This window comes from Thermoclostridium stercorarium subsp. stercorarium DSM 8532 (assembly GCF_000331995.1).
Lineage (GTDB): Bacteria > Bacillota > Clostridia > DSM-8532 > DSM-8532 > Thermoclostridium > Thermoclostridium stercorarium.
The window spans coordinates 1176417-1202361 of the sequence record NC_020134.1 but is presented as its reverse complement, the minus strand read 5'-3'; the positions used below and the strand labels follow the sequence as shown (position 1 = coordinate 1202361).

General features: G+C 42.9%; 25 protein-coding genes. All 25 read right to left on the bottom strand.

What is annotated here, in order from left to right:
- Positions 1 to 14 precede the first annotated feature (14 nt).
- Positions 15 to 1742 (bottom strand): Na/Pi cotransporter family protein, encoded by a 1728-nt coding sequence (locus CST_RS05205; protein ID WP_015358794.1) that lies wholly within the window; start codon positions 1740 to 1742, stop codon positions 15 to 17.
- Positions 1743 to 1811: 69 nt separating this feature from the next.
- Positions 1812 to 3152 carry a CdaR family protein gene (locus tag CST_RS05200; protein WP_015358793.1) on the bottom strand — a complete coding sequence of 447 codons (1341 nt, stop codon included), beginning with the start codon at positions 3150 to 3152 and terminating at the stop codon, positions 1812 to 1814.
- Positions 3145 to 4017 (bottom strand): diadenylate cyclase CdaA, encoded by an 873-nt coding sequence (cdaA, locus tag CST_RS05195; protein ID WP_015358792.1) that lies wholly within the window; start codon positions 4015 to 4017, stop codon positions 3145 to 3147. Before cdaA ends, CST_RS05200 begins: the two co-directional genes overlap by 8 nt.
- A gap of 217 nt (positions 4018 to 4234) precedes the next feature.
- Positions 4235 to 4591: a 50S ribosomal protein L20 gene (gene rplT / locus CST_RS05190; RefSeq protein WP_015358791.1), complete on the bottom strand. Its 357-nt coding sequence runs from the start codon at positions 4589 to 4591 to the stop codon at positions 4235 to 4237.
- Positions 4592 to 4610: 19 nt separating this feature from the next.
- Positions 4611 to 4808: a 50S ribosomal protein L35 gene (gene rpmI, locus CST_RS05185; protein ID WP_015484955.1), complete on the bottom strand. Its 198-nt coding sequence runs from the start codon at positions 4806 to 4808 to the stop codon at positions 4611 to 4613.
- A gap of 63 nt (positions 4809 to 4871) precedes the next feature.
- Positions 4872 to 5402 carry a translation initiation factor IF-3 gene (gene infC, locus CST_RS05180; RefSeq protein ID WP_015358790.1) on the bottom strand — a complete coding sequence of 177 codons (531 nt, stop codon included), beginning with the start codon at positions 5400 to 5402 and terminating at the stop codon, positions 4872 to 4874.
- Between the two features lie 229 nt (positions 5403 to 5631).
- Positions 5632 to 6558, bottom strand: a complete 927-nt coding sequence (locus CST_RS05175; RefSeq protein WP_015358789.1) for a sensor histidine kinase — start codon at positions 6556 to 6558, stop codon at positions 5632 to 5634.
- 256 nt (positions 6559 to 6814) lie between these two features.
- Positions 6815 to 8167 carry a glucose-6-phosphate isomerase gene (locus CST_RS05170; RefSeq protein ID WP_015358788.1) on the bottom strand — a complete coding sequence of 451 codons (1353 nt, stop codon included), beginning with the start codon at positions 8165 to 8167 and terminating at the stop codon, positions 6815 to 6817.
- Positions 8168 to 8287: 120 nt separating this feature from the next.
- A complete protein-coding gene (locus CST_RS05165; RefSeq protein WP_015358786.1) occupies positions 8288 to 9682 on the bottom strand; it encodes an oxaloacetate decarboxylase subunit alpha in 1395 nt (464 codons plus the stop codon).
- A 75-nt stretch (positions 9683 to 9757) separates the two neighbouring features.
- A complete protein-coding gene (locus CST_RS05160) occupies positions 9758 to 10180 on the bottom strand; it encodes a biotin/lipoyl-containing protein (RefSeq protein ID WP_015358785.1) in 423 nt (140 codons plus the stop codon).
- 74 nt (positions 10181 to 10254) lie between these two features.
- Positions 10255 to 11805 carry an acyl-CoA carboxylase subunit beta gene (locus CST_RS05155; RefSeq protein WP_015358784.1) on the bottom strand — a complete coding sequence of 517 codons (1551 nt, stop codon included), beginning with the start codon at positions 11803 to 11805 and terminating at the stop codon, positions 10255 to 10257.
- A gap of 226 nt (positions 11806 to 12031) precedes the next feature.
- Positions 12032 to 12595, bottom strand: coding sequence for a tRNA 5-(aminomethyl)-2-thiouridylate-methyltransferase MnmM (gene mnmM, locus CST_RS05150; protein ID WP_015358783.1), 564 nt, complete (start codon positions 12593 to 12595; stop codon positions 12032 to 12034).
- A 78-nt stretch (positions 12596 to 12673) separates the two neighbouring features.
- Entirely contained in the window at positions 12674 to 13471 is a 798-nt protein-coding gene (gene spo0A, locus CST_RS05145; protein WP_015358782.1) for a sporulation transcription factor Spo0A, read from the bottom strand.
- Between the two features lie 165 nt (positions 13472 to 13636).
- Positions 13637 to 14539 carry a LiaI-LiaF-like domain-containing protein gene (locus tag CST_RS05140; RefSeq protein WP_015358781.1) on the bottom strand — a complete coding sequence of 301 codons (903 nt, stop codon included), beginning with the start codon at positions 14537 to 14539 and terminating at the stop codon, positions 13637 to 13639.
- Entirely contained in the window at positions 14536 to 14952 is a 417-nt protein-coding gene (locus CST_RS05135; RefSeq protein ID WP_015358780.1) for a PspC domain-containing protein, read from the bottom strand. The genes CST_RS05140 and CST_RS05135 overlap by 4 nt, the downstream gene beginning before the upstream one ends.
- A gap of 72 nt (positions 14953 to 15024) precedes the next feature.
- Entirely contained in the window at positions 15025 to 16686 is a 1662-nt protein-coding gene (locus tag CST_RS05130; protein ID WP_034837968.1) for a peptidoglycan D,D-transpeptidase FtsI family protein, read from the bottom strand.
- Positions 16687 to 16726: 40 nt separating this feature from the next.
- Positions 16727 to 17665, bottom strand: a complete 939-nt coding sequence (locus tag CST_RS05125) for a bifunctional riboflavin kinase/FAD synthetase (RefSeq protein WP_237266375.1) — start codon at positions 17663 to 17665, stop codon at positions 16727 to 16729.
- A gap of 49 nt (positions 17666 to 17714) precedes the next feature.
- A complete protein-coding gene (truB, locus tag CST_RS05120) occupies positions 17715 to 18626 on the bottom strand; it encodes a tRNA pseudouridine(55) synthase TruB (RefSeq protein WP_015358777.1) in 912 nt (303 codons plus the stop codon).
- Positions 18627 to 19616, bottom strand: a complete 990-nt coding sequence (locus CST_RS05115; RefSeq protein ID WP_242823594.1) for a DHH family phosphoesterase — start codon at positions 19614 to 19616, stop codon at positions 18627 to 18629. It lies immediately after the preceding gene.
- On the bottom strand, positions 19585 to 19938 hold the full coding sequence (gene rbfA / locus CST_RS05110) for a 30S ribosome-binding factor RbfA (protein WP_015484952.1): 354 nt from the start codon (positions 19936 to 19938) through the stop codon (positions 19585 to 19587). Before rbfA ends, CST_RS05115 begins: the two co-directional genes overlap by 32 nt.
- A 33-nt stretch (positions 19939 to 19971) precedes the next feature.
- The gene (gene infB / locus CST_RS05105; protein ID WP_015358774.1) at positions 19972 to 23328 is read right to left on the bottom strand and encodes a translation initiation factor IF-2; all 3357 of its coding nucleotides are present in this window, start codon (positions 23326 to 23328) and stop codon (positions 19972 to 19974) included.
- Positions 23329 to 23655, bottom strand: coding sequence for a L7Ae/L30e/S12e/Gadd45 family ribosomal protein (locus tag CST_RS05100; protein WP_015484951.1), 327 nt, complete (start codon positions 23653 to 23655; stop codon positions 23329 to 23331).
- Complete coding sequence (gene rnpM, locus CST_RS05095) at positions 23645 to 23929, bottom strand: RNase P modulator RnpM (protein ID WP_015358772.1); 285 nt, start codon at positions 23927 to 23929, stop codon at positions 23645 to 23647. The genes CST_RS05100 and rnpM overlap by 11 nt, the downstream gene beginning before the upstream one ends.
- A gap of 65 nt (positions 23930 to 23994) precedes the next feature.
- Positions 23995 to 25128 carry a transcription termination factor NusA gene (nusA, locus tag CST_RS05090; RefSeq protein WP_015358771.1) on the bottom strand — a complete coding sequence of 378 codons (1134 nt, stop codon included), beginning with the start codon at positions 25126 to 25128 and terminating at the stop codon, positions 23995 to 23997.
- 46 nt (positions 25129 to 25174) lie between these two features.
- Positions 25175 to 25639 carry a ribosome maturation factor RimP gene (gene rimP, locus CST_RS05085; protein WP_015358770.1) on the bottom strand — a complete coding sequence of 155 codons (465 nt, stop codon included), beginning with the start codon at positions 25637 to 25639 and terminating at the stop codon, positions 25175 to 25177.
- Positions 25640 to 25945 lie beyond the last annotated feature (306 nt).

The following is a 25945-nucleotide window of genomic DNA, read 5'->3' as shown; positions in this document are numbered from 1 at the left end:
GATATAGTTTTTATTTAATTAATGTTTTTAAGCATTTTATATTCCAGAGCTCTGCCTTCGGTATCATAGTGTCCGGCCAGCCGGTGATTTATATCATCAATGACCGATTCCGCAATGTTTTTGCAGTTGTCGGTCATTCGTTCAATCGTATGGATTAATTCCACGTAAGTTACAGCCGTAACCGGGTTGCATTCACCCCTTTTCAGGCGTTCCAGATGCCTCTCCCTTAAAACTTTTTCTATGTCATCCATTTTATTTTCTTCAGACAGTACCGACAATGCCAAATCTTTATCATTATTTTCCAAGGCAACAAGAGTCTGATCCATGATAAGTTCAATTTTCTCAAAAGCTTCACGGATTTCGACCAACGCTTTTTCGGAGTACTGAATTTTATTTTCCATATTATTCTGCCCCAGCAGTGTCGAACTTTCGCAATGATCGCCTATTCGTTCCAGATCATGAACTATGCGCATGTATCCGGTCAATCTTACTGATTCCGATTCGCTCAGTGTATTTTCGGAAATAATTTTTGAAAGGTAATTTAATATTTCGTTCTGAAGCATATCGACTGTTTCTTCCATTTCCTCGACATCCTTTATCAGCGATTCCTTCTGTTCCAGTATGACTGTTTTTGTGCAGGATATCATTTTCTGAATTAACCTGCCCATCCTCACCATTTCCCTCATGGCGAGATCCATGGCAACCGCCGGAGACGAGACTTTATCGCCGATATACACAAGAACCCTGTCGGTAAGCTCACCTTTTCCTTTGTATACACGCGTAACCAATCTCGCGAGCAAATCTATGAAAGGCGCAAAAAGAACAGCATTTACAATATTGAATATACTGTGGGAGTAGGCTATGGCCAAATCCATCCGATGCGGCTGGATACTTCCGCCCATTAATATGGAAACTATATACTCATAAGGATTTATAAGACAAATAAATATCAGACTGCCTGCCACATTAAAAATAGTATGGGTCAATGCAGCCCTTTTTGCGTTTACACTTGCGCCTATCGACGCCAGAAGCGCAGTAACCGTTGTCCCGATATTGCTTCCGAAAAGAATGGGAAGTGCTGCACGAAGTGTTATCAGCGGCTCGCCTGATGCAGTCGTCTGCAGTGCCAGCTTCTGTAAAATCGCAATAGCCGCGCTGCTGCTTTGGATTATGGCTGTAAATACCGTACCTATAAACAGACCCAAAAATCTGTCACTGCTTACCTTTAGCATCGTGTCTGCCACAGCCTGAGACTTCGCAAGGGGAGCCATCTGATCGCTCATTACATTCAAGCCTACAAAGAGGAGCCCGAACGAAAAAACTATATATCCTATATTTTTTATTTTTTTTGATTTCGGAAAAAAGTAAAGAATAAAACCTATCCCTGCAAGGGGTAACGCCAGCTCACCGATATCTATGGATACAAGCCAGGCAGTTACTGTTGTACCGATATTGGCACCTATTATAACTCCTATTGCCTGTTTCAGAGTCATTAAGCCTGCGCTGACAAACCCGATAACCATTACCGTTGTAGCGCTGCTGCTCTGAATGACTGCCGATACGGCAGTGCCGACCAGAATTCCGATGATAGGATTGTTGGTCAGAATACTTATTATATATTTAAGCTTTTCGCCGGCAACCTTTTGAAGTCCGTCACTTAGCATGTTCATGCCGAACAGAAAAATGGCCACACCGCCCAACAGACCGGGCAAAAAGCCCAATATGCCCGCCGCAGTATTCATATGCACCTCCAAAAAACGACATCGGTTACTATTTTAACACAAAGAAATTCAGGTACACAAGTATATAATTTATGTACCGGACGGGCTTTCTCCCGTTCCTTCCGAATTTGGAGCAGGTGTGGGCGATAATTCGGATTCACTGCCCGGGACGGGCGTGGGTGTAGGTGTTGGTGAGGGTGTGGCCCTTTCTGTTTCAATATTTACATAAACTTCCCCTTCAAGATATATTCCGGACGGAAGGGATATACGGACTATAACAGGCTGAACACCTTCGGTTGTGCCCGAAACATCAACAAAGCCTTTAACCGATTTAACATTCAATGTTTCCAGTATTTCCGAAGGTCCCTTCACGCTGAAGGTTATCTCGTCTTCAAGGATTCTGTATTTTGTCTGACCGCTGATATCTCCTCCGAAAATGGTTATCGATGACCTTGGGATGGTCACAATTTTATGCGAATATTTCCTGATATTCACATGCGCCGTTACAAAGGGCGGGCTATTATAAAGCTGGACATTATCAGGAAGAATTAAATTTAAATCTTTCTGAAAGGATTCACTTGCGTTTTCGACACTTAACTGTTCGGCCTCTATGGATTCTATCCTCTTCAGCACATCATAATTCCCTGTAATTTTGACTGTATTCTGGGATAATGTATAATCCTGAACATAATAATCATCTTTAGGTTCTCCTGTAAGAGTTGTGGAAACCGGTACAGTTTTTGCAACGTTGTAATCTACGGCAACCTGAACACTTCCGTCAAGCGAAGATATAAGCCTGCCGTTGCTGTTATACACCTCTATCCGTTTGGTTATTGTCTCACCCGTCAACACCTGTTCAACGTCCACCGACACAACAACGCTTTCCACGCTGTCCATCACGCTTTCCAAATCCTGCAGAATGACGGTGTTGGGATTTAACTTGACATTTACAATTTCATACCCTTCCGGAAGTTCACCAACCCACTTTACATTAACGGGAAATTCTTTCCTTACTATATTTTCCAGCCTTATTTTTACAACTTTAGGATTGACATCGGCAACAATAATATCCTGATCTCCTGTATATTTGGGAAGATCTATCCTCAATTCGGTGATGCTGGTATCCTGAATTCCGCTGAAATCCAGAAATGCTTCAAAGTCGTTGGCGGTAACCTTATCAACACGCTGTTTCCTTCCTTTTATAACAACATCCACATTGGTGGGGATATTTGATGAAACCAATCTTATATTGCTGGAATCAAGTATCTGCACATTTGTTCTCAGGGGAATTGAAATTGTACGCTCTACAAGCGGGTTTTGGTGATCAAGGACTATAAACCAGATCAAAATACCGATAAGTACCGATATTACCCTTAAAAACGAATCCTTTTCCACAATCTTGTTTAAGTTTATATTTTTTATTTTAATCATTGGTTTTCACCTTTCTGAACCAAAAGCGCTTTTTATTCGTGTTTTTGTCAATAAGGAAACGGTACAGCGCCTTTCTCAGGGTATCAGGAGTAAGGTTCCGTGTAAGGTTTCCGTTATGAGCATAGGAAATCTTCCCTGATTCTTCCGAAACAACGATTGATATAGCGTCAGAAACCTCGGTTATGCCCAGCGCAGCCCTGTGCCTTGTCCCAAGTTCCTTGCTGAGTGTGGTATTTTCAGTAAGCGGCAGGTAACAGCCTGCCGCTTTTATTTTATTGTTTCGTATTATTACGGCACCGTCATGCAGGGGCGTGTTGGGCGTGAATATATTTGTCAGCAGTTCATAGGATATTATTGCATCCATTTGTGTTCCGGTATTTATTACATCACCTATTTTGGTGTTTCTTTCAATCACTATCAGGGCGCCAATATATTCCTGTGAGAGGTGTGTACAGCACTTTACTATTTCTTCAATCGCAGCCGTTGTTCTGAGTTGATCCTCGTCAGAGTCCAGCGGCAACAAATTTTGAAATCCGCTGTTACCTATTTTTTCAAGTCCTCGTCTGAGTTCAGGCTGGAAAATGACAATCAACGAAAAACCCAGTAACGATATGGCGCCTTCAAGAATAAAAGCTACCGTTTTAAGGCCTATTAACTGGGCTACTTTAAGGCCGATGACAATAATCAGTATGCCCTTTACCAACTGCATTGCGCGGGTTTCACGTACAAGCTGGATAACCTTGTACACAATATATGAAATTATGCCTATATCAATAATCATCAGAAAAAAGTCCAAAGGTTTCTCCAGTCCCAAGTAATTCCCGATTAGTATAAAAAATTCCCTGACATTACTTATATCTGCCACTTTTTAAGCTCCCCGATCCTTTGTCCTGTTTTTTCGTATAATAATATACGCAAAAGACAGACAAAAATCCTCTTCACCTTTTTAACATTTTATCAAAAGCATTCTTTACAATGAGAATTATATCTCTTTATTCCATGAATTTGTACCTCTCCGTTTACTTTGTAATAAAAATGAAAAAACTTTCGGAATAAAAAAAAAGCGGCAATAAGCCGCTTTATCACGCTAACTGTTCTTTGGCCTTTTCAACAAGCTTTGCAAACGCCTCAGCATCATTCACAGCCATATCGGCAAGGACTTTTCTGTTCAGTTCAATGCCGGCTTTTTTAAGTCCGTTCATAAACCGGCTGTATGAAATACCGTTTCTTCTTGCTGCAGCATTTATTCTTGTTATCCAAAGTTTTCTGAATTCTCTTTTCTTTTGTCTTCTGTCCCGATATGCATACATCAGGGACTTCATAACAGCCTGGTTGGCAACTCTATATAATTTGCTTTTTGCACCAAAGTAACCTTTAGCAAGTTTCAGGATTTTTTTATGCCTTGCCCGTGTTCTGACACCGCCTTTAACTCTTGCCATATTTCACACCTCTTTCTAATCATTTGTATGGAAGCATTGCCTTAATTGTCGCAGTATTTGCGGACGAAGCAATGGTTGCTTTGCGAAGATTTCTCTTCCGCTTTGAAGACTTTTTGGTAAGAATATGACTTTTATATGCTTTATTCCGTTTTACCTTACCGTTAGACGTTATTCTGAACCTTTTTTTCGAAGAACTATGGGTTTTTAATTTTGGCATGGATAAAACCTCCTCTGCTATAAATAAAGTCTGCCATGATTGTAGGCTCTGCAATTATACCCTTTACTGCTTATCCTTAATGGGTGCGAACGTAACTGACATGCTTCTGCCGTCCATTGTAGGCTTATTTTCCATCTTACCGTATTCCTTTATCATTTCGGCAAACCTGTCAATTACGTCATAAGCCATGGAGGTGTATTGCATCTCCCTGCCTCTGAACCTTATGGATATTTTAACCTTATCCCCGTCTTTAAGAAATTTTATTGCATTTTTTGCTTTAAACGCAAAGTCGTGCTCTTCAATTTTTGCCGAAAGCCTGATTTCTTTCACAGAGATACTGGCCTGTTTCTTTTTTGCTTCCTTTTCCTTTTTGGCCAATTCATACAAATACTTGCCGTAATCCATAATCTTGCAGACAGGGGGATTTGCATTCGGTGAAATTTTAACCAGGTCTAAATCCCTTTCATTGGCCTTCATTTGAGCTTCCCTGGCTGACATAATTCCCAGCATTGTGCCGTCAACATCAATCAACCTTACTTCCTTATCCCTGATCTGACTATTCACCTGAATCTGATCTTTCTTAATAAATAACACCTCCGTATTTTTAACCCATTAATTCAAGGGTATGTAGTATAGTTTTTAATTTAAACATAAATTTGACAAATAAAAAAGCAGGTAAGCCACTTCACCTGCGTTAAATCACAGCAACATACTGCTACGATTTAAACCCTGAAGTCAACAGGACACAGGGTGAGAAGTGGACACTTCTACTTTGTTGTCAATTCAACTATACACGAACTAATTGAAGTTGTCAAGCAGAAATTTATATGACATAAATATCCGAAAATTCTATTTCAAGATACTCGGTCCTGCTTTTTATATAATCGGGAGAAAGCTCTTCCTTCACTGTACACGACTGGGGCAGTTGCAGATTTGGCAGCGAAAAGGTCAGAGTGGCGCCTTTGTCTTCATTGTTGCAAAACCATATCCTTCCGTTCATCTTGTCCAAAAGTTTCTTCACCAGATACAGCCCCATTCCGCTGCCCTTTTTCTCTATCAGACTTTTCCCGCTTGTCTGGCAATACCTTTCAAATATCATGTTTCCATATTCTTCGGGAATCCCGGGACCGGTATCCGAAACCGATATTAGTATTTCCTTTTCCTCCACTTTCAGAATGACTTTAATATTTCCGCCGGAAGGAGTAAATTTTATGGCATTGGACAGAAGATTTAACATTATGCGTTCGAGCTGAAAAATATCTATTGCTGCGATATGATGATCTTTGTTACTTTCAAATGCTATGTCAATATTCTTTATTTTCGCGTATTCTGTAACAGAAAAGGTCATTTCCCGTACTATATTAACAATGTCTTCGTTTTTCAAATCTATGTTAAAAAATCCTGAATCCAACCTGTTAATCTCAATAAGATTATTCACCATTTTAAGGAGGCGGTAACAGTTCTGCTTCATAATTTCAAGATATTTTGTCTTCACTTTGCTGTATTCGCTGTCTTCACATTTTTTCATTCCCAGCTGCGCTAACTGAATAGTGGACAGAATAACATTCAGAGGCGTTCTTAATTCATGAGAAAGAGCAAAAATCCAGTCATTTTTGTCCGCATCAAGTTCTTCAAAATTTGCGGAATTCCCATTCAACGGTTTCTTCTGTGAATTCCCCTGTTTGCTGTCAACATTCTTGCCTGATTCTGAATATGAAATATTAGTGGCCACTTTCTCTTTCACCTTCACAAAAGAACCCCCTTATAAAAAGGCGCATTCGCCTCTGAAATTATATGCTTTCTCTCTAAAATTTATTACACTTGCAGGATGTGACATATCATTTCAGGCAAATAAACTTAGTTATGCAAATATTAATCAAAGAAAACATTTAATGATTGTATTATAGATCAAATTTTTGGTAATGATCAATACCATGTTTGAAAATTATACCCATTCTTAATGAAAAAGTCAGGTAAAATTCAGTATTTACCTGACTTTCAAAAAATTATCTCTGCCCGCCTTGCAACCGCTTTTCAAGCCGTTTCATTTCCTGCTCATAGCCCGGTTTTCCCAGCAGAGCAAACATGTTTTTCTTGTATGCTTCCACGCCGGGCTGATCAAAAGGATTCACTCCCAGAAGATAGCCGCTTATCCCGCAGGCTTTTTCAAAGAAATAAACCATCTGTCCAAAGTAATACGGTGTCATTTCAGGTATATTTACAACCAGGCTGGGAACTCCGCCGTCATGGTGGGCCAGAATTGTTCCCTCCATAGCCTTCCGGTTCACATAGTCAAGACTTTTATCTGAAATATAATTCAATCCGTCAAGATCCTTTTCGTCTTTGGTGATAAATATTTCCTTTCTCGGCTTTTCAACATTCAGAACGGTTTCAAATATATTCCTCAGACCGTCCTGGATATATTGCCCCATGGAATGCAAATCGGTTGTAAAATCAACGCCGGCAGGAAATATCCCTCTGCCATCTTTTCCCTCACTTTCTCCGAAAAGCTGCTTCCACCACTCGGTTACATAGTGAAGCGAAGGTTCATAATTCACCATTATTTCTATGGTTTTCATCTTCCGATATAATATGTTCCTGCAGGCTGCATACAAATACGCAGGATTTTCTTCATAAGGCTTTCTGTATTCTTCATAGCCTGCACGGGCACCTTCCATCATGCTGTCGATATCAATTCCGGCAACGGCTATCGGAAGAAGCCCCACGGCAGTCAATACCGAAAAGCGGCCCCCGACATCGTCAGGTATAACAAAGGTTTCATACCCCTCGGTATCCGCCATGGTTTTTAACGCTCCCCTGGCTTTGTCGGTAGTGGCATATATCCTGGTTCTTGCCTCGGCTTTTCCGTATTTTTTCTCCATATAATCCTTAAGAATCCTGAAAGCAATGGCGGGTTCGGTTGTTGTCCCCGACTTTGATATCACATTAACGGATATGTCTTTTCCGTCTATAATGTCCAAAAGTTCGGCAAGGTAAGTGGAGCTTATCTGATTGCCTGCAAAGAAAATCTGCGGGGCTTTCCTTTTCTCTTTCGGAAGGAGATTGTGAAACGAATGGGCAAGCGCTTCTATAGCCGCTCTTGCGCCAAGGTAAGAACCCCCTATGCCGATTACAATGAAAACATCGGAATTGTTTCTGATACGTTCCGCAGCTTCCTTTATACGGGAAAATTCAGACGTATCATAGGAAACAGGCAGTTCAAGCCATCCAAGAAAATCATTTCCGGGGCCCGATTTTTGATGCAGCATGGTATGGGCAGTCTCGACCATAGGCTTCAAATATTCTATTTCATGCTCGTGAATAAAACCTTCGGCTTTTTTATAATCAAATCTGATCATGAATATTTCCTCCCTGTTCGCTGAAAATTATTTCAACCTTTCCGGCAATTATACAAAAGAGGCGGTAAACCGCCTCTTATATACTACTCTCTTTCACGCAATCGGCCACTGCCGCAGACCTTAAACCGGATGAACTCTTTCCTCATAATTCACCATGTCGGGATCTATCTTATATTTTGCAGCCTTTCTGTATTCAAAGAATTTCTTTGCAACCTGCGGGAACAGTGCATAGGTCAGCACGTCTTCATCCTGTTCAAGGTACTCTTTCATTTCGTCCCTGATCTTATCCAGTTCGGGCTCGAGCAGATCGGCAGGACGGCATGTAATCCTCTTTTCATCGCCTATAATCTTTTTAATGATTTCTTCCTTTATCGGTGCAGGGGTTTTCCCATATTCGCCCTTAACAAGCGCTTTGGTTTCTTTCGGAACCATCTTGTAACGTTCGCCTGAAATAACATTCATAACGGCCTGAGTTCCGACAATCTGGCTTGTGGGTGTAACCAGCGGCGGATATCCCAAATCTTCGCGTACCCTCGGCACTTCCGCAAGAACTTCTTCAAATTTGTCCTCCTTGCCGAACTGTTTGAGCTGCGAAACAAGGTTCGAAAGCATACCACCGGGTACCTGATACAGCAGCGTGTTGATATCCACACCGAGAACCTTGGTATCCAGCAGCCCCGATTTTAGATACTTTTCCCTCAGCGGACGGAAATAATCGGCAATCTCCGACAGCAATTTCAAATCATACCCGGTATCATAAGGCGTTCCCTGCAGCGTTGCCACAATTGCTTCGGTGGGTGGCTGGCTTGTTCCCATTGACATCGGCGAAATGGCGCAGTCTACCACATCACATCCTGCCTCAATGGCTTTCAGGTATGTCATTGAAGCAACTCCGCTGGTATAGTGGGTATGCAGCTGAATCGGGACCTTTACGTTTTCCTTCAGGGCTTTTACAAGCTCATAAGCATTGTATGGCGTCAAAAGTCCGGCCATATCCTTAATACATATTGAGTCGGCACCCATTTCAACCAACTTCTTTGCGTCCTTTACAAACTGTTCAAGACTGTGAAAAGGACTTATAGTATAGCACACAGCCGCCTGTGCATGGCCGCCTTCCTTCTTGGTTGCCTTTATTGCCACTTCAACGTTTCTCGGGTCGTTTAATGCATCAAATATGCGGATAATATCAATACCGTTGGCAACCGCTTTCTGAACGAAATATTCAACCACGTCGTCGGCGTAGTGTTTATATCCCAGAAGATTCTGCCCGCGCAGAAGCATCTGGAGTTTTGTGTTCTTTGCCTTGTCTCTTATTTTTCTGAGCCTCTCCCAGGGATCCTCATTCAGGAAACGAAGACACGCATCAAAGGTTGCGCCGCCCCAGCATTCCAAAGAATGATAACCCACTTTGTCCATTTTTTCAATTATCGGAAGCATGTCTTCAGTTTTCATTCTCGTGGCTATCAACGACTGGTGCGCGTCCCTGAGAACGGTTTCAGTTATTTTTATTCCCATGGCTTTAAGCCTCCTTTACCGGTTTTGTTGAACTCGCGTGGCAACCGCCAAATTCCGCCCAAACAGGTTATCCTGTCAGTTTAACGATACGAGCAGATCACCACTGTTAACAGTTGTTCCCTTGGAAACATGTATTGCAGCTACAGTACCGTCCTGCGGCGCCAGAATTTCGTTTTCCATCTTCATTGCTTCCAGAATAAGCAGAATATCGCCGCGTTTTACCCTGTCGCCCGGATTAACCTTAATGTCAAGAATGGTTCCCGGGATTGGGGCGTTTACTTTAACCGCGCCTGCAGGTGCCGATGCCGCCGGTGCCGGAGCCGGTTTCGGGGCTTCAGCCTTCGGTGCTTCGGTTGCAGCAGCCTGTGCCGGAGCGGGAGCTGCCTGAGCGGCAGGCGTCACAACGGGCGTAACAGGTGCCGCAGGCTGTACTGCACCTACTTCTTCAACTTCTACTTCATATTGATGTCCGTTAACGGTTACAATAAACTTCCTCATATTATATACCTCCATAATTCTCAGATTAACATTTTCTTAATGTCGTTTGTCATTCGGCGGTACAGAATATTGTTTTACAGAGGAATATTTCCATGTTTCTTTGCCGGCCTTGTTTCCCTCTTGCCAACGAGCATTTCGAGGGCAGAAGCAATGTGTATTCTTGTCCTGGCCGGTTCAATCACATCATCTACATAGCCTCTTGCTGCGGCTATATACGGATTTGAGAACTTATCCCTGTATTCCTGAATTTTTTCAGCGCGGAATTTTATCGGATCATCGGCCTGACCGATTTCTTTCTTAAAAATAATGTTTGCAGCGCCTTCAGGACCCATAACCGCTATTTCGGCAGTGGGCCATGCAAATACAATATCAGCGCCAAGATGTTTGCTGTTCATCGCAATATACGCCCCACCGTATGCCTTGCGGACAATAACATTTATTTTCGGTACGGTGGCTTCTGAGAAAGCATATAAAAGTTTTGCACCGTGACGGATGATTCCGCTGTGTTCCTGCTTAACACCGGGCAAATACCCCGGAACATCGGTAAATGTAACAATGGGAATATTGAACGCGTCACAGAATCTTACAAACCTGGCCGCTTTGTCTGACGAATCCACGTCCAGCGCTCCTGCATTAACCTGCGGCTGATTTGCAATTATTCCCACCGTTCTGCCGTTAATGCGGCCGAAACCAACAATTATATTCCTTGCAAAGCCTTCCTGCACTTCAAGGAAATCGGCATTGTCAACAACCGAAAGTATGATTTGCTTCATGTCATATGGTTTATTTGCATCATCGGGAATAACGGAATTCAGTTCCGGAATTATACGGTTAACATCATCGTTTGTATTGACAAGTTCGCTGTCTGAAAGGTTATTGTCGGGTAGAAAACCTATAAGACGTCTGATTTGCTTCATGCATTCCTCTTCGTTTGCACATTTGAAGTGAGCCACGCCGCTTAATGTATTATGGGTTTCGGCCCCGCCGAGTTCCTCAAGGGTCACATCCTCACCGGTTACCGGCTTTATTACTTGAGGTCCGGTTATAAACATATGGCTGGTTTTATCCACCATGAAGATAAAATCGGTAATGGCCGGGGAATATACCGCTCCGCCAGCACATGGACCCATTATGACCGATATCTGGGGTATTACGCCTGAAGCAAGGGTGTTTCTGTAGAATATCTCACCAAAACCGCTAAGAGCATCAATTCCTTCCTCGATCCTCGCGCCGCCTGAATCATTAATGCTGATAAACGGCGCACCCATTTTCATGGCCATATCCATGACTTTCGTTATTTTTTTCGCATGCATTTCGCCCAGTGAACCGCCTATTACGGTGAAATCCTGAGCCGAAACGAACACCAAACGCCCGTCTATCGTACCGTATCCGGTAACGACGCCATCTCCCAATGCCTTTTTCTTTGGCATGTCGAATTCGATGCTGCGAGTTTCTACAAAGGCATCGATTTCAACAAAACTGTCAGGATCCAGTAACATCTGAATTCTTTCCCTGGCGGTTTTTTTGCCCGATTCATGCTGCTTCTTGATACGTTCCTCACCGCCGCCGAGCAAAGCTTTCTGTCTCCTGGCATAAAGGTCGTTAATCTTGTCCATTGTAGCCATTATTAACCCACCTCATGATTATTTAGAATTGTTCATCATAAAACGCCATTTATATTAAATTATCATTCAGTATCACCACTAATAACAGCATTATTAACAACAATTACTAAGAATTATAACGTAATTGAACAATCTTTTCAATAAAATAAAGCCAAGTTTTTGCTAAAATTTTAACAATTATGTTTATTTATTTTTTACCCTGTTTTTTTAACACGTAACCGCTGTCTTAGCCCAATTTTTCAATACATACGAGAATAGGCGGATTATTCGGAAGATTAATGAAACTTGTCATCATAACTGCAGCTTTTTTGGGATTTAAATCAGGAAGCGCTTTCAGCAGATAATCCCGTTCTTCAAAACCCGTATCTCCGCCGTGATATATGACCAAAACAATAAGGCCGTGAACCACCAGCAGATTAAGGGCTGTTTCGACGGCTTTTATGGTTGTCTCCCCTCTGGTGCATATTGAATGGTCACCGCCGGGCCTGTACCCAAGGTTGAACAAAACAAGCTTAACGGGTTGGTTAACATAACGGTGCATGTTCTGATGCCCGTCAGGAATTAAAAAACATCTGTGAAGCATCCCGTTTTCCAGAAGTCTTTTCCGTGTGATCCCCAACGCTTCCTTCTGAATATCAAAAGCATACACTTTTCCTGAATCTCCCACCAGTCCGGCGAGAAACAAAGTGTCATGACCGTTACCGCAGGTGGCGTCAATTACGGTGTCACCTTCCCTCACAACCTTTTTTGCGTATTCGTGCGACTGAGCTAAAGCCTGCTGCAAAATCATAAAAATTACCTCCAAAAAAAAGGTATCAGAGCTGCTCTGATACCTTAAATTTTACAATTTATGCGTTATATTTTCAATTTAGCTCACTTTATTTTCAAGACGCAGCTTGTCTGCGATCATTGCTATAAATTCAGAGTTTGTAGGTTTGCCTTTTTTTGTGTTTATTGTGTATCCAAACAGTTCATGTATAGTCTCCACCTGACCTCTGGTCCATGCAACTTCAATAGCATGCCTGATGGCACGTTCAACCCGGCTTGGAGTGGTTTTATACCTTTTGGCAAGCTCAGGATACAGTCTTTTTGTAACAGAACTTATCATTTCCATATCATCAACAACCAGAAGTACTGCATCTCGCATATACTGATACCCTTTAATATGAGCGGGTACTCCTACATCCCGCATTATTTGGGTGACACGGCTTTCCAGGCTGACAGGCTTTGCTGACTGCTGCTGTTTGGGTGGCTTCGGCGCTGTTTCAGGACGGCTGACCAAATTATCCCCTTTTCCCAGTTGTCTGATTCTTTCAACCAGGATTTCCAGATCAAAAGGCTTTACGATATAATATTCTGCCCCGAGATTAACCGCCTGCTGTGTTATTTTGTCCTGTCCCACTGCTGACAGAATAATGAATTTGGGCTTGGTAGAAGAGGGAGCTTTATGGTAGTGTTCCAATACTGCCAATCCGTCCATATGAGGCATAATAATGTCCAAAATAACAATATTCGGGTTGGTTTCATCTATCAGTTTTATTGCTTCCAAACCGTCCTCTGCCCGCCCTACTACCTCCAAATCATCATAATTTGATAGGTAATCACATACAATTTCACCAAATTCCACATTGTCGTCAGCAACTAATACACGGATTGGATACGCCACGGAAAAAACCTCCTTCTTTGAAATCTAAAAACATTATATTTCCAATTTTATCATGTTGCAAGGTTTTTTCCAATTCGTACTAACCCGTTTTTTGCAAATGCGCTTAAATTCAAGCTTTATAGACATTTATTTTTTCGGTTTACAGGAAATAAGAGGGAAAATATACTATTGTGCAAAGATTTCAATTGTGCTGACTGCAGACTGGATTTGCATCTCTATTTTCTGAGTTGCTTCATCATAATTATCGGAAATGTACACATCATCTTTATTTACCATGTTTATATTATGAAATGAAATGTTGGATAAAAGTCTTCCCGATTTAACCATTAATCCTGCATTTTCAGGAATGTATATGTCAAGATCTGTAGCTCCTGCCTGAATATTTACTGTCATATGTTCCTGTCTGTCCCCGATTATAAGGTCAAGATCTCCCACTCCCAATTTAAGATTCAACTTTTTTACAGGAATTTTACTGAGATTTAGTTTCCCGTCAACTACCGACAACGTTGTGTCCATTTCCCATGGTATGTCGTGATTAATCCACAGCGTAAAATTTCCGGCTATGTTGCTTTTTTCAGTTTCCCGGTGCATGTATCTCAGAACGGCCTGTTTTCCTTCGGCAAACTGCTGCTCAAGATTTGGAATATCGGTATCCAGTTTGGCCAGTAATTCGCCGTGTCCATCCTCAATATTTACTTTGGCGGTTTCCAGCTCAATAATGAGCTTTCCTTCCTCAGTTGCTCCGTCTAAAAATATTTCGTCCGCTGCCGGTACTATATCTGCTTCCACATATTTAAAATCCGATTTGTCCTTCTCAAACTCAAAATCCTTTTCAACCTCATCGATAATGCAAAATCCTATAAATACCACAAATACCAGAATCCACGCCAAAATTGAAATGAACCTGTTCCTATCGAACAGAAGCGATATGCCTGCCGCAATAAAAATAACAGGCCAAAGCGTTCTAAGCGCTTTGGTCCAATCCAACTCCATAACGCCCACCAAATCCATAATCCATATAATGCCAATAAAAATCAGAACCAACCCCACGGTACTTTTTCTTTTCATTCAGAGTGCCCCCTGCTTTTGTATACCAGTATCGCGCCGATTATTACCAGTGCCGGAGGAATGATGTAACGGTAGTCTATCCATTTGAAGATAAGTCTTGCAAGGGCAAAAAGCCCAATCAGAATAAGCGCCACGCCGATAACCAAACGGGCGTTTTCCGGATTCGAAGCCGAGTAGTGTGGTGTCTGTTCTCCGTTATTATACATTTTATCCTTGAAAACTGCGTCTTCTGTCGGAATAATCAGAACGCACAATATATATAAGATTAATCCGGGGAAAACACCGGTAGCAATGATAGCTACTGCAGTCAGAAATCTTAACAGGCCCTTGTCGACCTGGGCATATTCAGCCAGCCCGGAGCACACACCTCCGAAAACCCTGTCGCGGGTGCTGCGGTATAATCTTTTTTGCATACGGTCAATCACCTCACCAATGATCTCCTTACACCAACAAATACGATAGGCTTTTCATTTTGTCTGATAATTTTATCTGCTCTCCTCCCATTCCATAATTCTTGCGGCAATTTCCGCAAATACAGGGGCCGCGGAAGTGCCCCCTCCCGTTCCGTCCTCCACAAAAACACACATGGCGTATTTCGGTTCAGCATAAGGAAAATATCCGGTAAACCATGCATGAATAATCTGTCGTTCATCATCAAACATTCCCGTTTCGGCACTTCCGGTTTTCCCTGCAGAACCGCCGTACCCCCATATATCCGCACGCTTACCCGTTCCGTATTCCACTGTGGCTTCCATCATCTTCATAAGGGCTGTTGCCGTCTCCCTCGAAATTACCCGTTTCCATTCCCTTTTTTTCATATCCCTGACTATTTCACCCTCGCTGTTGACAATGCTGTCCACTATATTAAAGGTATGGCGGATACCGCCATTGGCTATAATTGCCGCCATACCCGCTGCCTGTACCGGCGTGACGAGTATTTTCCCCTGTCCCATTGCAAGGTTTGCGATATTACCGTCTCCGATTAACTCGTTTATATCAGGGAGCATTCCCTCATATTCGGGAATCAACTGCTCACTGATTCCGGTGGTGCTTCCAAGGCCGAATTTTTTAGCCATATCAAGCATCTTTTCCGCACCAAGCTGAATTCCAAGATGTATGAAATAACTGTTACACGACTGGGCAAAACTTTCCGTCAAATTCAGTATGCCGTGGCCTCCGTCTTCATAATTCCAGCATTTGAAAACCTGTTCACCAACCCGGATAAATCCGGGGCAGTCAAAAGTAACCTCGGGATCGAAATTTTCTTCAAGGGCGGCTGCGGTAGTTATTATTTTAAAAATGGATCCCGGCGTATAACCGGCTATTGCCCTGTTAAAAAGGGGCTGCCTTTCATCGTTGAGATATTCGGAAATATTCGCGGGGTTAAATCCCGGCCTGCTGGCAAGAACCAGTATGTCGCCGGTTAACACGTCTATCACCACAACGGCGCCCGAAACCATCATCCTGTCCATTACTTCCTCGGCCAGTTTCTGCATATGATAATCAAGGGTGAGTTTAACACTTAGCGGTTCATCAGCCCTGCTTTCCATGAGCCTGTATCCGTATTCTTCGAGATACTGGTATCTCGCATCTGTTGTCGCAACAGCATAAACAGCGTTATCCGACCTGAGAATATGCTGATAGGCTTTTTCAACCCCAGACATTCCCTGAGTTCCGGTTTCATCGGTATATCCTACAATATGCGCCGCAGGCATAGATTTATCGGTTCTGACTTTCCGTTCCACAATTGAAACTCCCTTTACCGGATTTTCGATAAACATCCTGGCTGCGCCTTCATCAATACGGTATATCACCGGTGAAGCATTGTATATTGAAAAATTGGTAAAATCCTCAATACTGGTCTTCAAAGCATCAGCCACCGTTTCCCAAACTTTCCGGTCACGCGGAAATATTGCAGGCTGAAGCACGGCAACGTATTCGGTAGTCCGGTCGGTAAACGGTATCATGTTTCTGTCGAAAATCTGCCCTCTTTCATGATAAACCGGCGTCATACGGCTTCGCTGCCTGAATGCCGCCGAAGAAAAAACTTCATATTGTTCAACCTGAATCTGATATAACCTGTAAACAAGACACGCCATCAGAGCGGTGATAATGTACAAAACCAGCCTGACTCTTCCCTTGCGCATAATTAAAACACCCTTGTCTGAATTTTTAAATCTTTTTGAATTATCCCAGACAAAGGTGTTTTTTATACATTTTCGCATTTTCTATGTCAGTCCTGATTTGGTTAATTAACTCCTCGCGGTTTTTGAACAGCTTTTCACCCCTCAGCCTTTTGATGAAAGACACTTCAATGTCCTCTCCGTACAGTTCACCCGTAAAATCAATCATATGAGTTTCTATCGTCGTCGCGCCATCACTTCTTACAGTAGGGCATTTGCCCACATTTGTTACACTGTCGTACCATTTCCCCTGATATAATGTACGGGTTACATACACACCCTCTGCCGGTGTTACAAGGAATTTTTCGGGATCAATGTTTGCAGTCGGAAACCCCATTGTATTTCCTATTCCTTTCCCGGTTACAACCTTTCCGGAAATGGAAAAAAACCTTCCAAGAAACTCATTTGCTTTTTCCATCTGTCCCTCAATTACATACTTTCTTATGGCGGTGCTGCTTACAACTTCATTGCCAATCTTTACCGGAGGTATCACAATAACTTTAAAGCCGTATTCCTGCCCGAGCTCTTTTAAAAGTTCACAGTCACCCTTTCCCATATATCCAAAGCGGTAATTAAAACCAACTACGACAAGCCTCGCTTTGAGTTTGTTTACAAGTATTTCTTCGACAAATTCCCTCGGCGAAATTCTTGAAAATTCTTCATCAAACTCCTGAAAAACCAAAAACTCCAGCCCGGTTTTTTCCAGCAGCCGCACTTTGTGCTCGGTAGTCATTATCAGCGGTGTTAGAAGTTCTTTTCTTAAAATGTGTTCGGGATGTTTTTTAAAAGTATATACAACCGAGTGCAAATCACTAATCCTGCATTCATCAAGCAAGGTATTTATAAGAGCCATGTGCCCGCGGTGAAGGCCGTCAAAATTTCCAAGCCCTACACCGCAGTATTTCGAGTCTGTAATGCTGAACTCATTTTCGAATACTTCCACCAACTGTCCCTTCCTTTTTATGACAAACAAAAACTTCAGCACCCGATCTTTACACACCGGATACAAAGAGTTTGTCAGGCCGCAAAATCATTTTATTCCCACGAACCAGAATTCTGCCCAGTCCGAGGAATGCTCCCGTTTCCGCGTATACCCTTACCGCTTCGTTATTCTTCAGCGTTGTAAATTTGTGCAGAACAACAGGCGCACCGTTCAAAAATCCCGGCAATGCTCTTCCTTCAACAACCACACGGTTATAATCGTTAAATAAAATATCCACCGGCCTGATAACAGATGACAGGGTTCCTTTCTCCAGCCTGTCATTTATTTCTTCAAGGGTTATTCCTTCGGTTAACGGAAAAGGCCCAACCCTTGTGCGTATCAGAAAGGACATATGTGCGCCGCATCCGAGCCTCTGACCTATATCATGGCACAGAGTCCTGACATACGTACCCTTTGAACAGTCCACGTCAAATCTCACAGCCACAACGCCATCCCGCCGCTTTATATCGATTACTTTAATTTCAGAAATTTCAACCTGCCGGGGTTCCCGCTGTATTTCAATCCCCTGCCGTGCAAGATCATACAATTTCCGTCCGTTGACCTTTATCGCCGAATACATCGGCGGAATCTGCCCGTACTTTCCTTTAAATGAATTCACTGCTTCAATAATGGCGGTATCATCCAACGTTACATCTTTTTTTTCCAATACCCTTCCCTCGGCGTCCTGGGTATCGGTAACCACTCCCAGTACCATTTCGGCACGATAGGATTTGTCAAAATTCAAAAAACGTTCAATGGCTTTTGTGGCTTTTCCCAAACAAACAGGAAGAAGACCGCCCGCCGAGGGATCCAATGTCCCCGCATGACCGATCTTCTTTACCTTCAAAATTTTCCTTAAATAGGCCACCACATCGAAGGACGTCATACCCGGCGGCTTTATAACCAGCAGTATCCCGTTCATTTACAGCACCTTTCCTATCTCCGACAAAACTTTTTCCATCGTCTCTTCAAGCCCGCCTGCCATGGAAAATCCAGCCGCCCGTTTATGACCCCCGCCTGAAAAAACAGAAGCTATCTGTGCCACATCAACATATTCGTTAGCCCTGAGACTGCCTTTGAAAACCCCGGGCTGCTCCTCCCGGAGAAACAGGGATACTTCCACGCCTTCCAGATTACGGCCCACATTCACCAGACCTTCAAAATCGTCGGTCTGTGCGTCCACCGATTTTATGTCATCATACAGAAGATATGAAACGGCAACCTTGCCGTCAAAATGCAAAGTTAAATTATCAAGGGTTTTTTTCATCAAAACCATTTTGGAATAAGACACCGTATCAAAAACCTTTTTTATAATGTCGGTAAACGGAACGTTTCTCGACAGTAAATCAGCGGCAATTAAGTGACTTTCCGGAGTGGTGTTACTGTATCTGAAACCTCCGGTATCGGTCACTATCGCCGTGTAAAGGTTAATGGCTATATCCCGGCTTATATCCACATTCAACGCCTTAATTAGCTTATAAATCATTTCACCGGTTGCTGCGGCACTTTCATCAATCCACAGCCCGTCTGCCTGCATATTGTTGGTTGTGTGATGATCAATGGTTATTTTCCTTGCTGCGTTTGAATAAATCTCAGCCCGTTCGCCAAGCCTTTTCATGTCACTCGTATCTACGCATATGCAAAGGTCATGAAATTCGCCCTTGTATTCTGCAACCAGATGCTGCCCGGGAAGGAAATTAAGCATTTTAGGCACGGGTTCTTCAAGAAAAACCGACACTTTTTTACCCATACCTTCCAAGGCGAGGGCAATGCCAAAGGAAGATCCCAGGGCATCGCCGTCTGCCGAAGTATGGGTCACTATTGCTACCTTGGAAGAATTTTGAATAATATTTATCAAATTCTTCAAAATCTCAATCCCTTCATTCTTTTTCTGAATGCATGATTTCGTCAATCAGTTTACTTATATATAACCCCTGTTCAATGGAATTATCCTCTTTAAAAACTATTTCTGGAGTATACCTGAGCTGTATTCTCTGCCCTATTTCACGTCTTACAAACCCCGCAGCGCCTTTCAGTGCCGTCATTGCATTTTTCTTTTCTTCCTCGCTGCCGTAAATACTGATATAAACCTTTGCATAGCGGAGATCCTTGGTAACTTCAACCCGGGTAACGGATATCATTTCGGGTATTCGCGGATCCTTTATGCTGTTCCTGATAATATCGGATACTTCTTTCTGAATTTCAACCGATATTCTGTCTGTCCTTTCCATCATATCACCATCTTTCGCCTGTTTATTAAACGAAAGTTATACTCTCTCCACTTCAACCATTCTGAACGCTTCTATAATGTCCCCCTCTTTAATGTCATTGAACTTATCGATTAGCAGACCACATTCATAGCCCTGCGTAACTTCACGCACGTCGTCCTTAAATCTCTTCAGAGAAGCCAGTTTTCCTTCATAAACCACAATGCCGTTGCGCACAACCCTGACATCGGAATTACGGCTGATCTTGCCGTCCAGTACATATCCACCGCCAATGGTTCCAACACTGGAGACCTTAAAGATCTTGCGAATTTCCACATGCCCGTCGACAACTTCCTTGTATTCAGGTTCAAGAAGCCCTTTCATTGCTTTTTCTACGTCATTTATCGCATCATAAATCACTCTGTAAAGGCGTATGTCCACACCCGCATCTTTGGCGGCTTCAACGACATTCTGCGGAGGCCTTACATTGAAGCCTATAATAATTGCATGGGAAACACTTGCTAATGTAACGTCGGCTTCATTGATGGTTCCTACACCGCCATGTATAACCTGAACTTTAACTTCGTCGTTGCTCAGTTTCTCAAATGACTGTTTCAATGCTTCAACAGAGCCCTGTACATCGGCTTTTACAATAAGATTAAGTTCCTTCATGTCTCCCTGCTGGATTCTGTTGAACAAATCCTCAAGGGAAACAACGGGTTTTGCGGAACCTATTGCTTTTTCACGCTGCTCGGCTCTGCGTTTTTCCACCAGTTCCTTTGCAAGTTTTTCATCCGCAACTGCATACAAAACCTCTCCTGCTTCCGGCACCTCATCCAGTCCGATTATCTCAACGGGAGTGGAAGGTCCTGCCGCATCAACCCTGTTGCCGTTTTCATCAACCATCGCACGGACATGCCCGAACGCCGTGCCTGAGATGACGGCATCGCCGGTGTGCAACGTACCTCTCTGTATCAGGACTGTGGCAACAGGCCCGCGGCCCTTGTCCAGTTTTGCCTCAATTATAATACCTTTTGCCCGTCTGTTCGGATTTGCCTTAAGCTCAAGCATATCCGCGGTCAGCAGTACCATCTCAAGCAGCAGGTCAATATTTTGTCCCGTTTTTGCCGAAACAGGCACGGCAACAATATCGCCGCCCCATTCCTCTACCAGCAGACCGTGCTCCGCAAGCTGCTGCTTTACTTTTTCGGGATTTGCTTCAGGTTTATCCATTTTGTTTATAGCCACAACAATACTTACATTGGCCGCTTTGGCATGATTAATAGCTTCAATGGTCTGCGGCATTACCCCGTCATCGGCTGCGACAACAAGAATGGCAATATCCGTTGCCTGCGCACCACGCGCTCTCATTGCGGTGAACGCTTCGTGACCTGGCGTATCAAGGAAAGTTATGCTTCTTCCATTTACATTAACCTTGTATGCGCCTATATGCTGGGTAATTCCGCCGGCCTCTCTGCTTGCCACGTTGGTTTTCCGTATTGCATCAAGCAGCGACGTCTTACCGTGGTCAACATGCCCCATAACCACAACAACCGGGGCTCTTTCAACAAGTTCTTCTTCCTTGTCCTCCTCATCATCATCAAAAAGGATGTCTTCAATGTTTACAACGGCTTCTTTGTTAACCTTTATTCCGAATTCTTCACCAACAATCGCGGCAGTGTCAAAATCGATTTCCTGGTTCATCGTAGCCATAACGCCAAGACTCATCAGTTTCTTGATTACTTCGGCTACCGACTTCTTTATGGTTTCAGCAAAACTCTTGACCGTAATGGTTTCCGGTATCGTAACTTCTGTAACTGCCGGTTTTTGAGCAACTTCCTTCTCCTGTTTTTGAGGAACCTCTTTTTCCTTTTTCTTCGTTTTTTCCTTCTTTACCTTAATTTTTTCTTCATAGAATTCTTCAAGTATATAATCGTCGGAATACATGTCGGACACGCTTGCCATGTGCCCCACATGAATATGCTTTTTGTATTTGGTCTTCCCTTTTATTCCTGCACCCAAGGCAGACTTAATATCCCTCTTCGACTCTTCCTTCTCTTTCTTTGCCTCTCGCTTTATCCCCTTTTCCAAATCGCGAATTGTAGACGAACGTCTTTCACTTCTCAGATTGTTCTTTTCTTCAGGCTGCCCAGGTGCCACTGCAGCTTTCGGTATAACAAGATTCTTATTCGTGCCCTTTTGTTTTTCGGCAAAGTCATGCTTTTTCTCCTTACCGTCACGCGCTGCACTTTCGGCCTGTTTATCACCATGTTTATGGTGTTTTTTATTCTTTGCCTTATCCTGAACTTTCATACCATCCTTTTCTGTATTTTTCACAGATTCGACTTTTTTATCTTTATCTTTTTCGGCATCTCTGGCCTGAACCGAAACCTGGCCGGGAATATCCTTTCTTTCTTCCTTTCCGGCTTTGACTGCAGCCTCACCGGTAACGGTCTCTGCTTTCCCCGCTCCTTCAGCAGATACCTGCTCCTTCTCCGCAACGGCTTTCTTTTCAGATTTCAGTTCTTTTGTTTCTTCTTTACCTGTTTTTTTCATATCTTTAAATGTTCCAGCTTGCATATGTCCCTCTTTTTGTTCTGCCCCCGCAGAAATTGCCTCCTTCTGATTGCTTTCTGTAATAATTTCTTTTTCAGTTTTTATATTATCAGCCTTTTTGTCTTCGGCGACAGTTTCCACTGTCTGTTCCTTCTGTTCAGCCGAAGCCACGGCTGCTTTATCCTCAGCTTTATCGGTTTCACCGGCTTTTCGCCTCTCCCACTCTTTTTTCGACGAAACTTTCTTTATACTTAATATGCTGTCAACAGGTCTTCTGATAGTTCTTTCGGTTTTCTGTCCGTCGTCCGGGGCGTTTTCAGACACAGTGTGCGCGGCCTTTGTCTCTTCATTTCCCTTTTCTTCGGCACTTGTGCTTTGTTTCGAGGCAACTTCCGTTTTCTTTGTTTCTTCCTGTTCGGCTTTATGCTTTCGTATTGAAGTAATCAGAACATCTTCCTCACGCTTCAGCCCTGCCCTTAATCCGTCTGTACTGCTCGAAGTACGAACATAACTTCTTGTGCCTTTTTTATTTTGTTGTTTGTCTTTATTAACATCGTTTTCTTCATTTTCATCATGAATAATAATTTCGGTTTTCCTGATGATTCGCGGAATTGTTCTTCTGACAAGCTGACTTCCCGGTTGTTCTGGCTGATCGGTACGCTCGGTACTGCTTCCTTCATCAGAGCCGGAAATACGGTCTCTGTTCACAACGCCTATATGCTCATACAGCCGTTCCAGCTGTTCGTCATCCAGCAAACTCATATGGCTTTTGACCTTTATGTTTATCTCTTCCAGTTTTTCCATCAACCTTTTGCTGGTAGTATTCAATTCCTTGGCCAGTTCAAACACTCTTTTACTCAATCAGCCCACCCCCGTGCTTTGTTTGGTTTCTTCGATCAGTCGGATTAACCTGCCGGAAAAATTCTTATCCGTTACTGCGATTACAGAACGCACACCCTTTCCAAGGAATTTACCCAATTTTTCCTTTTCGCCGAAAACGCAAAAAGAAATACGGTAAAATCCGCAGGAATCCATAAACTTCTTTTTTGTGTTTGCGGAAGCATCCTCAGCAACAATTACCAACGAAGCTTTACCGCTTTTTATGGCCTTTTCACAGCCCAATTCACCGGAAACCAACTTTCCGGCTTTCATAGCAAGACCCAAAAAATTATAAATATTATCCGCCACTATTCCCCTCCAAACTGTTCAGCTGTTCCTGCAACTGTTCATATATTTCAACGGGAATTTCTGACTTAAATTCCCTGTTCAACGATTTTGCCTTGCGCGCTTTGGCTATGCATGCAGGATCCTTGCACAGATAAGCCCCACGGCCGTTTTTTTTGCCTGTCGGATCAATAAATATTTCGCCTTCTGGGCTCTTCACCACACGTATTAATTCTCTTTTATCCTTCATCTGATGACATGCCACACACCGCCGCATAGGGATTTTCTTTGCCTTCACCGGTTCCATCACCTGCCTTAACGGTCGTTTTCCATCGGTCTGGAACTACTTCGTTCCATTGTTTTTCATTCTTTGTCTTCGGTCTCATCAACAAAAAGACTTTCATCGGCTGATTCTTTTTCATCGCCGGTTTTTGGTTTTTCAAACAACTGCTGTTCTATCTGCGCCCTTAACTGTGATTCACTCTTTATGTCTATTTTCCAGCCCGTAAGTTTCGCCGCCAGCCTTGCATTCTGACTTTCCTTGCCAATTGCAAGAGAAAGCTGGAAGTCCGGAACAATAACCCTTGCAACCTTGTTTTCTTCGTCAATGTCGACACGGAGTACTTTTGCCGGGCTCAGGCTGCTGGCAATGTATTCTTCGGGCACATTGCTCCATCTTATAATATCTATCATTTCTCCCCTAAGCTCTTCCACAATGGCCCTAATGCGGCTGCCTTTCTGTCCGACACATGCTCCGACAGGATCCACGTTTTCATTCTTGGAATATATGGCAACTTTTGTTCTGGAACCCGGTTCACGGGCAATGGTCTTAATCTCTACCGTACCGTCATGTATTTCAGGAACTTCAAGCTCTAAAAGGCGTTTTACAAGGCCTGGATGAGTTCTTGAAATAAAAATCTGCGGGTTTTTGTTCGTTTTTTTAACATTAAGGACATATGCCTTAATTCTGTCATGAACATTCAACACTTCGCCCGGAATTTGCTCGCTGGGCGGAAGTATTGCTTCAGCTCGTCCCAGGTCGACAATTATGTTCTTTCTTTCAAACCTGGTAACTACTCCTGATACAATATCATCTTCCTTGTTGGAGAATTCTTCATATATGAGCCCACGCTCCGCTTCGCGTATGCGCTGCATAACAACCTGTTTTGCGGTCTGTGCCGCAATTCTTCCGAATTTGCGCGGCGTAACTTCAACCTCCACCACGTCGCCGATTTCAAAATCAGGTCCGAACTGTTTTGCCTGTTCCAATGAAAGCTCTGTCGCCGGATCCTTTACCTTCTCAACAATATTCTTAAGGGCAAACACGCGGACGTCTCCCGTAAGCCTGTCAATATAAACCTCAACATTCATCGCTGAACCGAAATTGCGTTTATATGCCGTAATTAAAGCCGCCTCAATGGCATCAATAAGTACTTCTTTGCCAATTCCCTTTTCCTTCTCAATTTGTTCCAATGCATGAATTAATTCAGCACTCATTTCTTATGCCTCCCCATTATTAAACCATTACCGGTCATTTCAATCTTTATAACTTAATAATTCTGTTTATTTTTGATATATCCTTCAGTCTATATATTTCCCTTTTGTCTTCATCAGTCAGTATTGTCACGGTTTCTCCGTCATACCCTTCCAGAATTCCTTCCACCGTCTTTTTGCCGTTTACGGCTTTATAAAGCTTAGCCATTACATATTCGCCCATTGCCTTTTCAAAATCCCTTGCTGTCTTAAAAGGCCTTTCCGCACCCGGTGACGAAACCTCAAGCAGATATGACTGCTCAATGGGATCCACCTCATCCAGTTTATCACTCAACGGTTGGCTTACCGCTTCACAGTCATCCAGTGTAACTCCGCCATCTTTATCGATATATACTCTGAGATACCAGTCCCTGCCTTCACGAACAAATTCCACATCCACCAGTTCAAGTCCCAGCTCTTCCACAATCGGTTCGGCTATATTCCTGACTGTTTCCACTATCTCTTTTCTTGTCATTTTTTACCTCCGTGAAATATGCTAAATCAACAACCCACAACAAATTTACCGCCTTTATGATAAAGGATTTGACATAGTCAAATCCCGATGAAGCATAAATGTTCCGTCCATGTTTTCAGTACCCGTAACAAAATCGCAGTTTCATGCATCAAAACACAGCCAACAGTCTCAAATTAAAACTTAAAGAGTGGGAAATACCCACTCTTTACTGTCACCTGCCAAACTACGTTAATTAGCTAAATTCATTATATCATGGAACACTTATCAATGCAAATGTTTTTGTTAAAATTCACATGTTTTATGTAC

What these genes read in the sequence shown, in the direction of transcription:
- CST_RS05200 (WP_015358793.1), bottom strand. Translation starts at nt 3,152, where the DNA reads ATGATTAAAATAAAAAATATAAACTTAAACAAGATTGTGGAAAAGGAT.
- CST_RS05170 (WP_015358788.1), bottom strand. Translation starts at nt 8,167, where the DNA reads ATGATCAGATTTGATTATAAAAAAGCCGAAGGTTTTATTCACGAGCAT.
- rimP (WP_015358770.1), bottom strand. Translation starts at nt 25,639, where the DNA reads ATGACAAGAAAAGAGATAGTGGAAACAGTCAGGAATATAGCCGAACCG.
- mnmM (WP_015358783.1), bottom strand. Translation starts at nt 12,595, where the DNA reads ATGATTTTGCAGCAGGCTTTAGCTCAGTCGCACGAATACGCAAAAAAG.
- CST_RS05140 (WP_015358781.1), bottom strand. Translation starts at nt 14,539, where the DNA reads ATGAAAAGAAAAAGTACCGTGGGGTTGGTTCTGATTTTTATTGGCATT.
- CST_RS05165 (WP_015358786.1), bottom strand. Translation starts at nt 9,682, where the DNA reads ATGGGAATAAAAATAACTGAAACCGTTCTCAGGGACGCGCACCAGTCG.
- CST_RS05135 (WP_015358780.1), bottom strand. Translation starts at nt 14,952, where the DNA reads ATGCAAAAAAGATTATACCGCAGCACCCGCGACAGGGTTTTCGGAGGT.
- rbfA (WP_015484952.1), bottom strand. Translation starts at nt 19,938, where the DNA reads ATGATGGAAAGGACAGACAGAATATCGGTTGAAATTCAGAAAGAAGTA.
- nusA (WP_015358771.1), bottom strand. Translation starts at nt 25,128, where the DNA reads ATGAGTGCTGAATTAATTCATGCATTGGAACAAATTGAGAAGGAAAAG.
- rpmI (WP_015484955.1), bottom strand. Translation starts at nt 4,808, where the DNA reads ATGCCAAAATTAAAAACCCATAGTTCTTCGAAAAAAAGGTTCAGAATA.
- CST_RS05130 (WP_034837968.1), bottom strand. Translation starts at nt 16,686, where the DNA reads ATGCGCAAGGGAAGAGTCAGGCTGGTTTTGTACATTATCACCGCTCTG.
- rplT (WP_015358791.1), bottom strand. Translation starts at nt 4,591, where the DNA reads ATGGCAAGAGTTAAAGGCGGTGTCAGAACACGGGCAAGGCATAAAAAA.
- CST_RS05155 (WP_015358784.1), bottom strand. Translation starts at nt 11,805, where the DNA reads ATGGCTACAATGGACAAGATTAACGACCTTTATGCCAGGAGACAGAAA.
- CST_RS05205 (WP_015358794.1), bottom strand. Translation starts at nt 1,742, where the DNA reads ATGAATACTGCGGCGGGCATATTGGGCTTTTTGCCCGGTCTGTTGGGC.
- CST_RS05160 (WP_015358785.1), bottom strand. Translation starts at nt 10,180, where the DNA reads ATGAGGAAGTTTATTGTAACCGTTAACGGACATCAATATGAAGTAGAA.
- truB (WP_015358777.1), bottom strand. Translation starts at nt 18,626, where the DNA reads ATGAACGGGATACTGCTGGTTATAAAGCCGCCGGGTATGACGTCCTTC.